The organism is Agromyces sp. NSFZ (assembly GCF_056156205.1).
On record NZ_CM149585.1, the window covers coordinates 1,796,536 to 1,810,337 of the forward strand.

The window sequence follows — 13,802 nt, forward strand, 5'->3', positions numbered from 1 at the left end:
GGTGAACGTGAACGCATCCGCCCCCGTGTACCCGATCGTCGTCGCCATCGACGGCCCCGCCGGCAGCGGCAAGTCGAGCGTGTCGAAGGAGGTCGCCCGCCGGCTGGGCTACGGCTTCCTCGACACGGGCGCCGCGTACCGCGCGCTCGCCTGGCACGCCGAGGCGTGCGGGGTCGACACGGATGACGCGGCATCCGTCGTCTCGTGCCTCTCGAGCTTCGAGTACCGCATCGGCACCGACCCGGCCGGCTATGCCGTGCACGTCGGCGACGTCGACGTCACGACGGCGATCCGCGACCCCGACATCTCGGCGGTCGTGAGCCGGGTCGCGCGGGTTCCCGAGGTGCGCACGCATCTCATCGAACTGTTCCGGAGCATCATGGCCGACGAGCGCCGTGCCGGCATCGTGGTCGAGGGCCGCGACATCACGACCGTGGTCGCCCCCGATGCGCCCGTGCGGATCCTGCTCACCGCGTCCGAGGAGGCTAGAATAGCCAGGCGCTCCGCCGAACTGGTCGACGTCACGCCAGAGCACACGGGGGAGCAGTTGCGCCGGCGCGACGAAGCCGACGCCAAGGTCGTCGACTTCATGACCGCCGCCGAGGGCGTGACGACCGTCGACTCGACCGAGCTCGACTTCGACCAGACCGTCGAGGCCGTCGTCGGCGTGATCCGGGCCGCGCAGCCCGAGGCGGTGCGCTAGCACCGCGACGGGCACGTGCCCGGAGCGCACGGACTTCAGAGGAGACAGCATGACCGACCAGCCGAGCGAGTACGACGACGAGGCCGTCGTCGACGACGACCTGGCCGAGCGCCTCGCCGACGTCGACGAGGACCTCGCCGAGCAGCGGGCGGCCGCCCTGCGATCGGGGCTCTCCGACTACGAGCTCGACGACGACGACCTCGAGGTGCTCGAGCTCTCGGAGGAGGGCGAGGAGGCCATCCGCTACCTCCCGGCCCTTCCGGTCATCGCGATCGTCGGCCGACCGAACGTCGGCAAGTCCGCGCTCGTCAACCGCATCCTCGGCCGACGCGAAGCCGTCGTCGAGGACACGCCGGGCGTCACCCGCGACCGCGTGTCGTACAAGGGCGAGTACCTCGACCGCCGCTTCACGCTCGTCGACACGGGCGGCTGGGAGCCCGACGCGAGGGGCATCGACGCCTCAGTCGCCGCGCAGGCGGAGGTCGCGATCGACCTCTCCGACGTGGTGCTCTTCGTCGTCGACGCCATGGTCGGCGCGACCTCGACCGACGAGCACGTGGTGCGCCTGCTCCGCAAGGCGAAGAAGCCCGTGTTCCTCGTGGCGAACAAGGTCGACGATGCGCGCCAGGAGCCCGAGGCGGCCGCACTCTGGAACCTCGGCCTCGGCGAGCCGTATCCGGTCTCGGCGCTGCACGGACGCGGCGTCGCCGACCTCCTCGAAGAGGTCTTCAAGGTCCTGCCGCAGGTGTCGGCCGTCGCGAAGGACGAGTTCGGCGGACCCCGCCGGGTCGCGATCCTCGGCCGACCGAACGTGGGAAAGTCGAGCCTGCTGAACAAGGCGGCGCGCGAGGAGCGCGTCGTGGTCAACGAGCTCGCGGGCACGACCCGCGACCCGGTCGACGAGCAGATCGAGCTCGGCGGCAAGATCTGGCGCTTCGTCGACACCGCCGGCATCCGCCGTCGCGTGCACCTGCAGCAGGGCGCCGACTTCTACGCGTCGCTGCGCACCCAGGCGGCCCTCGAGAAGGCCGAGGTCGCGGTCGTGATGCTGGATGTCTCGCAGCCGATCTCCGAGCAGGACGTGCGCATCATCGACCTCGTGCTCGAGTCGGGCCGAGCGCTCGTGCTCGCGTACAACAAGTGGGACCTCCTCGACGACGACCGCCGCCGCTACCTCGAACGCGAGATCGAGCAGGACCTGCACCACGTGCAGTGGGCGCCGCGTGTGAACATCTCGGCCAAGACCGGCCGGCACCTCGAGAAGCTCGTGCCCGCCCTCGAGACGGCGCTCGAGTCGTGGGATACCCGCATACCCACGGGCAAGTTCAACGCCTTCCTCACCGAGCTCACGCAGGAGCATCCGCACCCGGTTCGCGGCGGCAAGCAGCCCCGCATCCTGTTCGGCACGCAGGCCGCCAGCCGTCCGCCGACCTTCGTGCTGTTCACGACCGGGTTCCTCGACCCGGGCTACCGCCGGTTCATCCAGCGGCGGCTGCGCGAGATCTACGGTTTCGAGGGCTCGCCGATCGTGATCAACATGCGCGTCCGCGAGCGCCGCCAGCGGTAGGCGACGGATGTCGCGAGCGTCGTCGCGTTCGCGCCCGCTGGCGGGCGACGGGCGGTCGCGTGCGCTGTACGTGGAGACACTGGTCCGCGCCGACCTCGACACGGTCTGGCGGCTGACCCAGGACCCGTTGGAACACGTCCGCTGGGACCTCCGCTTCTCGGCCATCGTGCCGCTCGCGCGGCTCGACGACGGCGCCATGCGGTTCCGCTACGAACGACGCCTCGGTGGCCTGCACACCATCCGAGGAACCGGGACCTCGATCGGCGAGCGCGCAAGCCCCGATGGCACGAGCACGTCCGCGCTCCGGTTCACCACGAGTGACCAGTGGTCGCCGCTCCGTGCGGGCCGCGGATACTGGCGCTACGTGCCCACCGACGAGGGCGTGCGCTTCATCACCGGATTCGACTACGAACCCGGCTTCGGCCGACTCGCCGACCGGGTGATCCGCCCGCTCGTGCGCTGGATGACCGCGTGGAGCTTCGACCGCCTGCGCATCTGGGCGGAGACCGGCGTGCCGCCCGAGCGCTGGCCCGTGGCATCCGTGCTCGCATGCTGGCGCGCGGATCGACCGAGGGCGCGACGCTGCCGCACCGTCGCGCCGGCCCGCGGTGCGTTCGCCGGAGCACCGCCGACCCTCGCCCGGCTGGCGGCACCGTGAGCGCTCGTTCGTCGGCCAATGTCGGCCCAGTGTTCCCCCGAGCGCCCGGCGACGACTTCACGCGGCTCCATCCGATGCTGCAGCAGCGCTTCGGGGTGTCGCTCGACGCCGGGTATGCCTGCGTCGGCCGGGGCATGATGACCCGCATTCGTCGCGGGCCGTGGTGGACGGTGCCGTTCCTGCAGATCGGGCGGCTTCGGAACATCCTGGTTCCGGACGTCGGCGCCGACGTGCCGTTCACGATCGAGAACCAGCCCTACCTCGACCCGTTCGGACGGGAGACGGTGACGTTCGTCCGCGAGTACCGTCTGCCGGGCCGCCGGCCGAGTCGCTTCGACGCGACCATGGTCGTGGATCCCTCCCGCGGCATCGTCGTCGACTACCTGGGCACGCACCAGCACCTCGCGGTCGACCTGGAGCTCACCGTGGAGCAGGACGGTTCGCTGCTCCTGCGTTCGGGGGAGCAGCGCTTCCGCGAAGGACCGGTCGACATCCGCTTCCCGATGCTGTTCTCGGGGTACGCCGAGCTCCGCGAACGATTCGATGACGAGGCGGGCGTGTTCCGCGTGCACCTGGAGGTGCGCAACCGCACCTTCGGATTCCTCTTCGGCTACGAAGGCTGGTTCGAGTGCGAGTTCCCGGCGACCGGAGCGCTTCCGGCCCACCTGCTGCCGAAACGGCACGAACCACGGTACTGAGGAGTGCGATGGACCTGACCGTCCGGGTGAAGCCCGGCAGCCGCAAGGGACCGCTCGTCGAGGAGGCCGAGGGCGACCCCGCGGCATCCGTCACCGTCTACGTGCGCGAACGCGCCGTCGACGGCGCCGCCAACGCGGGCGTCGTGGCCGCGCTCGCCGCGCACTTCGGGGTCTCGCGCTCGAAGGTGACGATCCTGCGCGGCGAGTCGTCGCGCATCAAGCGCGTGCGCATCGACGACGACTGAGGCGATCCACCCCGATCGGGTTGCGGCCTTCGAGGGACGCCGCGGCGTAGCGTTGGGTCATGGCAGCACTGCGCACCCTCGACGATCGCCTCTGCGGGGTCGCGCATCCGCACGACGGAACAGGGGAGCCCGAGACGTGGGTCGTCGCCTTCGACGACTACCTGCCCACACGCGAACGCACGCGCGAGGCCCTGTGCACCCTCGCGAACGGGTACTGGGGCACACGAGGTGCGGCTGAGGAGTCCGTTGCCGACGACGTGCACTACCCGGGCACGTACTTCGCCGGCGTCTACGACGTCGTCGACTGGCGAGTCGAGGGCGTGGACATGCCCGACGAGGAGATGGTCAACGCGCCGAACTGGCTGCCCGTGCGCGTCCGAGTCGGCGACGGCGACTGGTTCTCGCTCGATGCGCTCGACGATGCCGACCTCGTCGAGTTCCGGCAGGAGCTCGACGTACGACACGGAATCCTCACGCGTCGGTTCACGTTCCGCGACGATCGAGGCCGGTCGACCACGGTGCGCACCGACCGATTCGTCTCGCAGGACTCGCCACGGGTCGCGGCGATGCGGGTGTCGATCCTGCCCGTCGACTGGTCGGGCACGGTCACGGTGCGATCGGGCCTCGACGGCCGGGTGGCGAACACCAACATGGCGAGCCACTCGCTGCGCGCCCATCGTCACCTGCACCCCGTCGCACTGCGGGAGTGCGGGCGTGACGCCGTGCTGCTCGAGGTCGAGACCACGCGATCGAGGGTCAGGATCGCGACCGCCGCGCGCACCACCGCGCGGTCGGGCGACCGAGCGATGGCGACCGAGCGCTCGTTCCACGCGGACGAGCGGGGCGAGGTCGCGCAGGAGTTCACGACGGATGCCGCGGCGGGCACGCCCATCGTGATCGAGAAGGTGGTGTACGTCTCCACCTCGCGCGATCGTGCCGTGCGTTCGCCCGATGAGGCGGCGGTCGACGGCGTGGGCAGGGCGGGGAGCTTCGACGAGCTCCTCGCGGCGCACGTGCAGGCATGGGAGCGGCTGTGGCTCGAATTCGCCGTGGAGCTGCGGCCCGCCGGCGAGGAGGCGCTCGCCCTGCACTTCAACGCGTTCCACGTGCTGCAGACCCTGAACGCGGTCAACGCCGACCTCGACGCGGGCGTCCCGGCTCGCGGCCTGCACGGCGAGGCGTACGACGGCCACGTGTTCTGGGACGAGCTGTTCGTCTACCCGTTCATCACCCTGCGCCGCCCGCCGCTGACGCCGGCGCTGCTGGCCTACCGGCACCGTCGGCTCGGGGCCGCCGAGGCGGCGGCCCGGCACGCCGGTCATGCGGGCGCGATGTTCCCCTGGCAGAGTGGCATCGCGGGTGACGACGTCACGCCGAGCGCCCTGTTCAATCCGATCAGCGGCGCCTGGATCCCCGACAACTCCCGGCTGCAGCGCCACGTGGGCCTCGCGGTGGCGTACAGCGCCTGGCAGTACTACGAGTCGACGGGCGATACCCAGTTCCTGCTGCATCAGGGTGCCGATCTCATCGTGGGCGTGGCCCGGTTCTTCGCGTCGCTCGCCGTCCACGACCCCGAGCGCGACCGGTACTCGATCGACCACGTGATGGGCCCCGACGAGTTCCATGACGGCTACGTCGACCGACCCGGAGAGGGCGTGCGCGACAACACCTACACGAACGTGATGACCTCGTGGGTGCTGCGGCGCGCGATCACGACGCTCGACGTGCTGGAGGGGCATCCGGGGCGCCTGCACTGGCAGCGCCTGGGGGTCGAGCCCGGCGAGCGGGAGAACTGGGAGCGGATCGCCCGCCGGCTCACCGTGGTGTTCAACGCCGACGGCACGCTCTCGCAGTTCGACGGCTACGACGAGCTCGAGCCGATCGACCTCGACCGGTATCGCCGCAGGCACGGCTGGATCGGCCGGCTCGACCTCATCCTCGACGCCGAGGGCGACACGACCAACCGGTACCAGGTGTCGAAGCAGCCCGACGCGCTCATGCTCCTGTACCTGTTGTCGGCCGAGGAGCTGCGGGAACTGCTGGAGGACATGGGCTACGAGCTGCCGCCCGAGGCGATCCTGCGCACGGTCGAGCGCTACTCGGCGACGAGCACGTACGGGTCGACCCTCTCGAACGTGGTGCATTCATGGCTCGAGGCCCGCCGCGACCGCGCCCGTTCGTGGCGATTCCTGCAGGAGGCCCTGCGCTCCGACCTCGCCGACATCCAGGGCGGCACCACGCGCGAGGGCGTGCACATCGCGGCCATGGCGGGGTCGGTCGACCTCGTCACGCGCTGCTACGCGGGCATCGAGATGCGCGGCGATCGGCTCTGGTTCCATCCGCAGCTGCCGGTCGAGATCGGCTCCGTCAAGTTCCACCTCACCTACCGCGACCAGGCACTCAGCGTGACCCTCTCGCAGGAGGAACTGCACATCACGTCGGCCGCGGGTCACGCGGCGCCCATCCGCATCGTCGTCGAGGGCGTCGAATCCCGACTCGCCACCGGCGAGGAACGGAGGTTCACGCTGTGAGCCGTCGACCCGCGCGCCCGTCGGCCCGTGCGCTCGCGCACGCCGTGCGGATCACGCATCCCGAGCGGCAGCTCTTCGAGACCGGCTTCACGAAGGGCGACCTGGTGGCGTACTACCGCGCGGTCGCCGACGTCATCCTGCCCCAGCTCGCCGACCGTCCCGTGACCCGGATCCGGTTCCCCGAGGGCGTCGGCGGCGTGCGCTTCTTCGAGAAGCACGCACCGAAGTACACGCCCGACTGGCTCCGGCGGATGCCCCTCTCCTCCAACCCCGGATCGTCGAAGGCCGCCAAGCTCGTGAACTACCCGTTCATCGACGACGTGCGCGGACTCGAGTGGATGTCGAACCAGTCGGCCATCGAGCTGCACACGCCGCAGTGGCGGGTGGGCCCGCGCGGTGGCATCCGGAATCCCGACCGGCTCGTCATCGACCTCGACCCGGGCGAGGGAGCCGGGCTCGACGAGTGCGTGGCCGCGGCACGACTCATCCGTGCCCGCCTCGCCGAGGATGATCTCGAGGCGTGGCCGGTCACGAGCGGCAGCAAGGGGCTGCACGTGTACGCACCGCTCACCGGCCGGCGAACCTCTCGGGCCGTGCACGCGTACGTCGGCCGGATCGCGAAGGAACTCGCCGCGGCGCATCCCGATGCGGTCGTGGCCGAAGTCGGCAAGGAGAAGCGCGTGGGGCGGGTGTTCATCGACTGGAGCCAGAACAGCGCCGCTCGCTCGACGGCCACGCCGTACACCATGCGCGGCCGAGAACGGCCGCAGGTCGCCGCGCCCCGCGAGTGGGACGAGCTCGAACCCGGTGTGACGCAGCTCGGACCCGAGGAGGTGCTGCGCCGCCTCGAACGCGACGGCGACCTCATGGCGCGACAGGGGCTGAGCCGTGGCTGAGGAGGACGACGCGCGGGGAGAGGTCGGCCGCGACGTCGATGCAGGCACGGCGATCATGGGCGCCCTGCGTGCCCTCGGTGCACGGCTCGACGCCCTCGAGCCGGCCGCCCTCGCCGACGAACCCGACGCAGTGCACCAGCTCCGCACGCAGGTGCGCCGACTCCGAAGCGTGCTCGCCGCATACGCGCCGCTGTTCGAGGCATCCGTCTCTGAGGGGATCCGCCGCCGGTACCGGGAGCTCGGCAGCGAGCTCGGCACGGTGCGCGACATCGAAGTGCGGGTGCAGGTGGCCGAAGCCGCGCTCGAGGACCCGCCGGAGGGGGCGACTCCCGGCGGCCTCTCCGCCGTGCGCGGCCACCTCGTCGACGCCGAGGTCGAGGCGCACCGGCTCGCGCACGGTCGACTGGTGGAACGCCAGCAGATGCCCCGTGCGTCGGTGCGGCGCCTGATGCTCGCGGACTTCCTCGAGGCGCCACCCCTCACGCCGCTCGCGGCCGGTCCGGCAGACGAGGTGCTCGGTCGCCTCCTCGAGCGGGAGGCGAAACGCGCGATGCGCCGCGCCGATCGTCTCGGCTCGTCGCCGGCTCCCGAGCAGCTGCATGCGGTGCGGAAGGCGGGCCGGCGGCTGCGATATGCCGCCGAGGCGGTCACGACCGAACCGCTCGAACTGTTCGGAGCGAGAGCCGAGGCACTCGCCGAGGCAGGGGAGGACCTGCACGACGTGCTCGGCGATCATCGCGACGAGGTGCTCTTCGCCGAGCACGTGCGCCGTGCCGCCGCGCACGCGTCGCACCGGGGCGAGCCGGTCGACCTGCTCGAGCGGCTCGCGGACGCCGCCGACCGTCGCGCGGAGCAACACGTGAAGGGACTGGCGGCGGCGAAGCGCGGCCTGCGGGACGCCGCGGCGAAGTGGGCGTCGCGCTGACGTTCGTTCGCGTCAGGGGCGGGGCTCGCAGATCACGACCGGGATCTGCCGGGACGTGCGGCGAGCACGACCGACCGGGGCCGGCCGGTGCGGCGCCCGATCGTGTGGAGCTCGACGATCGGCATGCCCACGATGCTCGCCCCGAGCTGCCACCCCGTGAGCCGGAGGATCGTCGCGTGCGCTCGGGAGAGGAACCGGAACCCGAGATCCGCGACACGACGACGATGCGCCATACGATCAGGCCGCCGCGTCGCGGTCGAGCCGAGCGAGCCGCGACCGCGCCGCGTCCTCTGAGGTGGAGCGATCGCCGAGCACCGTTCGCACCGAGCGCAGCACCGCGCCCGTCGCCGCGATCGCCGGGAAGGGCGGCGCGATCAGCCCGAGCAGGCGCCGCTGGTCGGGAGAGAGCGACTGCACGGCTCCCGCGAACATCACCCGGTAGGCGGGCAACATGCCTCGCGCGAGCGGTGGGTTGCGGATGAACCGCACGGCCTTGTCGACGCGCTCGTCGCGCTTCAGCACGCCCACGGCCGCGAAGCCGTCGAGCCGTGCGCGGAGTCCGGCAGCCGTCTGCGGGGCATCCGTCAAGCCGAGCAGCTCGCCGGCGATCGCCCACTCCCGCACGTACGCGTCGGGACCGCCGGGTATCGGACCCTCCCAGAGCTCGTGGCAGGTGAGGAAGGACTCGGTGAATGCGACGTGCACCCACTCGAGCAGTTCGGGGTCGCTCGCGCGATACGGGCGACGGATGCCTCGGGTATCGACGTACTCGCCCTGCACGCGCCGGTGCAGCCCGCGCACGCGCGCCGACGCCCGCTCGGCCGTGGCGCGATCGCCGAACGTGACGGTCACCAGCCAGCGGATGGTGCCGGTCAGGCGCCCGAGCGGATCCTCCTCGTAGCGCGACCAGTCGTGCACGCCGGCGAGGGCCCCCGGATGCATCGCCTGCACGAGCAGGGCCCTGATGCCCGCGACCATGGTCGCCATGCCCCCGTGCACCGCCCACGCCGCGGAGCCAGGACCGAAGTACCCGGCGTCGACGCCGTGCTCGAGCTCGTCGACCCAGGCCGGTCGCCCGTCGTCGGTGCCCGACAACGTCTGCAGCAGGTGCGACCGCCAGCGATCCCGAACCGAACCCATGCGAGGGAGTAGACCACGCGAGCCTGAGCGTGGAATGGGCGCGGCCCACTAGTGGCGGAGCCGCACTTCCATGATTGCGCGGTCGGGCCTCGGCCTCGCGACCTCGGTGAACCCCGCGCCCTCGAACATCGAGACGGTGCCGTGGAAGAGGTCGGCGGCAGGCACCTTCGACCGCAGCTCGGCGTCGACCGCATAGGCCTCGACGAGGTGCGCGCCGTGGCTGCGCGCGTAGTCGACCGCGGCCTCGGCGAGGGCGCTGCCGACCCTGCGCCGGCGAAACGCACGCGGGACGACGAAGCAGGTGACCGCCCAGACCGTCGGGTCCTCCAGGTCGGGATGCGCGGTGCCGCCGGTCACGAGGCGACTGCGGCGCAGGCGCTCGAGGTTCTTCCGCGGTTCGACCGCGCACCACCCCACCGGGGTGTCGCCGTCGTAGGCGAGCAGGCCGGGACCGGCATCGGTTGCGTCGAGCTGCGTCGCCAGGCGGTCGCGCAGTGCGTCGTCGCCGATCGAGCGCCAGTTGCTGCCGGGGATCTTGTACCACTGGCACCAGCAGTGCGCGGGGTCGCCCTTCGTGCCGAACACGGCCGCGACGTCGTCGAAGGGCGCGTCGCCTGCGGGCACGATGCGGAGGTCGACCGGATGGGTCTCGTTGGCGTCGTCGTCCATGGCGTCACGCTAACGCGTGGTGGCGACATCCGGTGCCGGCGGATCGAGCCGGAGGGCGCGCAGGTCCTCGGCGAGGCGTCGCAGCTGCTCGGGCTCGCCCGTGAGCTCGGCACCCAGGATGGTCTTGCCGAGCAGGGCGGCCGCGCGGGGATGCCGCCGCTGGTAGTCCGCGAGGAGCTCCTGGCGCTCGAGGACGGTGAGCGCGTGCACCTGCGGGGTGTACGTGCGCCGCTTCCAGGTGACGGCCGTGGGGCCGCCGGCGACCGCGTTCGCGTACCAGTCGGTACGCCGGCCGCGGCTCGCGATCACCCAGATCGTCGGGACCGTGTCCGGGCCGTCGGCGCGGCGCGCGACCTCGAGCACGACCTGTCGCGGGCGTCCCGTCTTGCGCCCGGTCGTCGCGAGCAGGAGGAAGTGCCCGCCGAGGAGCCAGCCGAGACCCGCACGGTAGAGGCCGAGCGGCGCTTTATTCATGACCTGCACGATGCGCGGCGGTTGCTCGGATACCATGCGCTCAGCCTAGGGGAGCAGTCGCCAAATTCGTGAAGTACGGTAATGATGAAGTAGCATCATGATATGACCGCCGAGATCACCGTGCTCGACCGACTCCTCGAGATCAGCGAGCTGTTCCAGAAGGACCTGGCGCGCGCCTTCGAGGGAACGCCGCTCACCACTGCGCGAGTGCGGCTTCTCTGGGACCTGCAGCACGAGGGGCCGGCCACGCAGCAGGTCCTTGCGACGAGGCTCGGCGTCAGCGCCCGCAACATCACCGGACTCGTCGACGCCCTCGAGGCGGGTGGCTACGTCGAGCGCGCACCGCACCCGCATGACCGGCGCGCCATCGTCGTGTCGCTCGCGGCATCCGCGCGTCGCATGATGCAGCGGATGCAACGCGAGCACTCCGAGCTCTCGACGGAGCTCCTCGGCGCGGTCGCCCCCGCCGACCGGCCCGCGTTCGAGCGCGGGGTCGACGCGATCGCCGCACGTCTGCGGGAGCTCGTGGAGGCCGAGCGGGCGCGCAGCGCCGAACACGGGGAGGCCTTGGCATGAGCATCGCGGTCGGCGAGCGGCGGGAGGCATCCGTCTGGCGACGCGTCTGGAACTTCGTGCAGCGGGCGCTGCTGCTCGAGCTGCGCATCTACGCCAACATCGGCCGGTTCGTCGCACGTCGCCCGGCGATCCCGGCGGGTGCCGCCGGATTCGGCTACCACAAGCCCGTGATGACGGTGCTGCTGATCTTCATCGGGCTGTCGGCCGTCGAGATCCCGATCATCGACCTCATCGTGCACCGGTGGCCCGTGGTGCGCGTCGCGTTCCTCATCCTCGGCATCTGGGGCGTCACCTGGATGTTCGGGCTGCTCTGCGCGTACCTCATGCGACCGCACACGGTCGGCCCCGCCGGCATCCGGGTGCGCCAGGGTCTCGAGGTGGATCTCGGTCTGAGCTGGGACGACATCGCCTCAGTCGAGCACAAGCGGCGCATCGACGAGCCGAAGTCGCCACGATTCGAGGTCACGGATGCCTCGCGCACCCTCGTCTACCGGATGCAGGACACGACCGACATCGAGATCGAGCTCGAACGGCCCACCGTTGTGCGGCTGCCCGGCGGGGGAGCGAAGGGCGGCGAGCAGATCATCACCGGCGTGCGCATCTGGGTCGACGACCCGCGGGCGTTCATGGACGAGGTGCGGAAGCACCTCTGAACGCCCGCGGGGCCATCGCCGGGCTTGCCGTCAGGGGCGGCCGGCGTCGTCAGGCGCGGTCGGTCTCGTCCTTCGGACGGTCGGTCGGCGGAAGCGCCGTGTCGGGCTCGGCGAGCTCGGGAGCGTCGACGGCCGACGCGGTCGGGGCAGGGGCATCCTTGGCATCCGCCGTCACCGGCGCCGGTGCGACGGCGTCATCCTCGCGGACGACCCCGTTGGGCTCGAAGCCGTCGTCGCCGTCCTCCTCGTCGTCGAGTTCGCGCGCGTAGAGCTCCTCGTGGGCGAGCTGGTCGGCCGCGACCTTCGCGGCGGCCCAGTTGCGTGCGTGGGTCGCGAGGGCGATGAAGACCCCGACGATTCCGGCCGTCAGGAGCATCCCGCCGATCGTGCTCTGCGTCTGCAGGTTGAGGTACTGGAGATAGTCGGAGCCACCCGTGTTGTAGAAGTCGGCCTGCGCGGCGTTGCCCGTGAGCAGGAAGAGCAGCCCGAAGAGCCCGATGCCGAGGGAGACCACCCAGAGGACGATGAGCGGGATGTTCACGGATGGGCGGCGCGTGATGGCGTTCGACAAGATTCCTCCTGGGTGCGTTCGTTCGGGGCTTGGCTGGGGCAGCGGTGGCGTAGGGCAGATACCCGCCTCCGCGAGCCTACGGCGAGAAGCTATGCGCCGCCTAGGTCTGGTTTCCGCGGGTCGAGGAGCGAGCGAAGCGAGTGTCTCGAGACCAGTGGTGTGCAGAGCACTCTCGCCGATGCCGCTATGATGGTCAGGTTGCCTCCGAGGAATCGGGCGGCATCGGGATGTGGCGCAGCTTGGTAGCGCACCTGACTGGGGGTCAGGGGGTCGCAGGTTCAAATCCTGTCATCCCGACCGGAACGTCCCGGAGACTCACGGAGTTTCCGGGACTTTTGATGTTGAGAGATCATCCTGCGGTGCCCTCGTCCCAGATGTTGCGGCCACAGGGAGGGTGTGGGAGGCATCCGTCAGGTGGGTTCGCCGTGCGGGGTCGCCTGCAGCCGACCGAACTGGCCGACCTCGGGCACCGGCGAGCCCTGCTTCGGCCTGCGACCGGCGGCGTCTTCGGCGCCGACGCCGTTGCTTCGCTCGGTGAGGGCGACGAGCGCGAGGTGCCGGTCGGCCGTCCAGCAGATGAGCCGTCCACGACGACGAGATGCTCTCCGACCGGATCAGCAGGTGATTCGAGTAAGCGCCTCGTGACCCGATCCGCTCGTCGGCGCGGGCGAGCATCGCCACGGCATCCTGGGCCGCCGACTGCCAGATGGGCCGCGCTGAGGGTAGTCGCGCCACGATCGGTGCAGTGCGGTTACTCGAGCCCCTGTCGCTGCGGAACGAGGTCGATCGACGCGATCGCGACGAGTGCGCGGGCAATCGCGCGACCCGGCTCGGTGAGCAGCGCCGGCTCGACGCGCGACGCGCAGAGCCGCAGTGCCTCGTCGGGCGTGAGGTCGAACCATCCGCACACCGTCCGGATGCCGTGCGGGCTCACCCGCCACAGCTTGTCGGCATCCTTCACGATGGCGTCCTCGGGCGAGATCGCGTGCCGCCGGGAGTCGTGGCCGTCGACGATCGCCACGACCTGCTCGGTCGCCTCCGGGTCGTGGCCGATGGTGCTCAGGATGTCGCGGGCGATCCGGGCGCCCTCCCGTTCGTGATGTCGCACGAGGTCGGGTCGCCCGCCGCCGGGCGCGATCGCCTCGAGGATCTCGTCGTCGGGAACGGTCGACCAGCCGGTGTCGTGCAGCAGGATCGCGGGCAGTACGACGTCCTCGCGCGCATCCGGCACGCGGGCGAGCAGCGCCCGGGCGAGTCCGTACGCGTAGAGCGTGTGCGCGTCGTTGTTGCGCACATGCAGGTGCGGCGCGGCCAGCTCCCAGATCGCGGCATCCCGCCCCGTGAGGTCGACGTACCCCGGCGCGTCGACAGCGGCAGGCAGGTGGCCCCGGATGTCGCGGCCGAGACGCGTGCTCGTGGTGGTGCTCACGCGGCCGAGGCTCGCATGAGTTCTTCAGCGAACGCAAGCTAGGCTTCCGCTGACCGGAATCGGCACA

The 13,802-nt window shown here is 71.1% G+C and carries 16 protein-coding genes and 1 tRNA gene; 11 read left to right on the plus strand and 6 right to left on the minus strand.

From position 1 onward, the window contains the following. The first annotated feature begins 1 nt into the window (after position 1). The 8 genes from cmk to ACVFI9_RS08500 all read left to right on the plus strand — a co-directional run bounded on the left by cmk (position 2) and on the right by ACVFI9_RS08500 (position 8,223). Complete coding sequence (gene cmk, locus ACVFI9_RS08465) at positions 2-703, plus strand: (d)CMP kinase (protein ID WP_474765738.1); 702 nt, start codon at positions 2-4, stop codon at positions 701-703. A gap of 49 nt (positions 704-752) precedes the next feature. Continuing rightward, positions 753-2,270, plus strand: a complete 1,518-nt coding sequence (gene der / locus ACVFI9_RS08470; RefSeq protein WP_474765740.1) for a ribosome biogenesis GTPase Der — start codon at positions 753-755, stop codon at positions 2,268-2,270. Between the two features lie 70 nt (positions 2,271-2,340). After that, positions 2,341-2,928 carry an SRPBCC family protein gene (locus tag ACVFI9_RS08475; RefSeq protein ID WP_474765741.1) on the plus strand — a complete coding sequence of 196 codons (588 nt, stop codon included), beginning with the start codon at positions 2,341-2,343 and terminating at the stop codon, positions 2,926-2,928. Between the two features lie 29 nt (positions 2,929-2,957). Further along, positions 2,958-3,626: a DUF4166 domain-containing protein gene (locus tag ACVFI9_RS08480; protein WP_474765743.1), complete on the plus strand. Its 669-nt coding sequence runs from the start codon at positions 2,958-2,960 to the stop codon at positions 3,624-3,626. 8 nt (positions 3,627-3,634) lie between these two features. Next, positions 3,635-3,871, plus strand: a complete 237-nt coding sequence (locus tag ACVFI9_RS08485; RefSeq protein ID WP_474765744.1) for a DUF167 domain-containing protein — start codon at positions 3,635-3,637, stop codon at positions 3,869-3,871. Positions 3,872-3,930: 59 nt separating this feature from the next. Next, positions 3,931-6,402, plus strand: a complete 2,472-nt coding sequence (locus ACVFI9_RS08490; RefSeq protein ID WP_474765746.1) for a glycoside hydrolase family 65 protein — start codon at positions 3,931-3,933, stop codon at positions 6,400-6,402. After that, positions 6,399-7,298: a non-homologous end-joining DNA ligase gene (gene ligD, locus ACVFI9_RS08495; RefSeq protein WP_474765747.1), complete on the plus strand. Its 900-nt coding sequence runs from the start codon at positions 6,399-6,401 to the stop codon at positions 7,296-7,298. The genes ACVFI9_RS08490 and ligD overlap by 4 nt, the downstream gene beginning before the upstream one ends. Beyond that, complete coding sequence (locus tag ACVFI9_RS08500; RefSeq protein WP_474765748.1) at positions 7,291-8,223, plus strand: CHAD domain-containing protein; 933 nt, start codon at positions 7,291-7,293, stop codon at positions 8,221-8,223. Before ligD ends, ACVFI9_RS08500 begins: the two co-directional genes overlap by 8 nt. Before the next feature lie 32 nt (positions 8,224-8,255). On the opposite strand, the gene ACVFI9_RS08505 is transcribed toward ACVFI9_RS08500, so the two are convergent. The 4 genes from ACVFI9_RS08505 to ACVFI9_RS08520 are packed head-to-tail and all read right to left on the minus strand — an operon-like array spanning position 8,256 to position 10,542. Next, complete coding sequence (locus ACVFI9_RS08505) at positions 8,256-8,456, minus strand: nitroreductase/quinone reductase family protein (RefSeq protein ID WP_474765749.1); 201 nt, start codon at positions 8,454-8,456, stop codon at positions 8,256-8,258. 4 nt (positions 8,457-8,460) lie between these two features. After that, positions 8,461-9,363 (minus strand): oxygenase MpaB family protein, encoded by a 903-nt coding sequence (locus tag ACVFI9_RS08510; RefSeq protein ID WP_474765751.1) that lies wholly within the window; start codon positions 9,361-9,363, stop codon positions 8,461-8,463. A gap of 48 nt (positions 9,364-9,411) precedes the next feature. After that, positions 9,412-10,032, minus strand: coding sequence for a GNAT family N-acetyltransferase (locus ACVFI9_RS08515; protein WP_474765752.1), 621 nt, complete (start codon positions 10,030-10,032; stop codon positions 9,412-9,414). Positions 10,033-10,041: 9 nt separating this feature from the next. Beyond that, positions 10,042-10,542, minus strand: coding sequence for a nitroreductase family deazaflavin-dependent oxidoreductase (locus ACVFI9_RS08520; RefSeq protein WP_474765754.1), 501 nt, complete (start codon positions 10,540-10,542; stop codon positions 10,042-10,044). A gap of 66 nt (positions 10,543-10,608) precedes the next feature. Here ACVFI9_RS08520 and ACVFI9_RS08525 point away from each other — a divergent pair, with 66 nt between their 5' ends. Both ACVFI9_RS08525 and ACVFI9_RS08530 read left to right on the plus strand, forming a co-directional pair. Further along, the gene (locus ACVFI9_RS08525; protein ID WP_474765756.1) at positions 10,609-11,082 is read left to right on the plus strand and encodes a MarR family winged helix-turn-helix transcriptional regulator; all 474 of its coding nucleotides are present in this window, start codon (positions 10,609-10,611) and stop codon (positions 11,080-11,082) included. Continuing rightward, on the plus strand, positions 11,079-11,735 hold the full coding sequence (locus ACVFI9_RS08530) for a hypothetical protein (RefSeq protein WP_474765758.1): 657 nt from the start codon (positions 11,079-11,081) through the stop codon (positions 11,733-11,735). Before ACVFI9_RS08525 ends, ACVFI9_RS08530 begins: the two co-directional genes overlap by 4 nt. A 49-nt stretch (positions 11,736-11,784) precedes the next feature. On the opposite strand, the gene ACVFI9_RS08535 is transcribed toward ACVFI9_RS08530, so the two are convergent. After that, a complete protein-coding gene (locus ACVFI9_RS08535) occupies positions 11,785-12,306 on the minus strand; it encodes a hypothetical protein (protein WP_474765759.1) in 522 nt (173 codons plus the stop codon). A gap of 223 nt (positions 12,307-12,529) precedes the next feature. On the opposite strand from ACVFI9_RS08535, the gene ACVFI9_RS08540 reads away from it, so the two are divergent. Next, positions 12,530-12,603: transfer RNA gene (locus ACVFI9_RS08540), tRNA-Pro, on the plus strand. Between the two features lie 454 nt (positions 12,604-13,057). Here ACVFI9_RS08540 and ACVFI9_RS08545 read toward each other — a convergent pair. After that, on the minus strand, positions 13,058-13,735 hold the full coding sequence (locus ACVFI9_RS08545; protein WP_474765760.1) for an HD domain-containing protein: 678 nt from the start codon (positions 13,733-13,735) through the stop codon (positions 13,058-13,060). Positions 13,736-13,802: the final 67 nt, after the last annotated feature.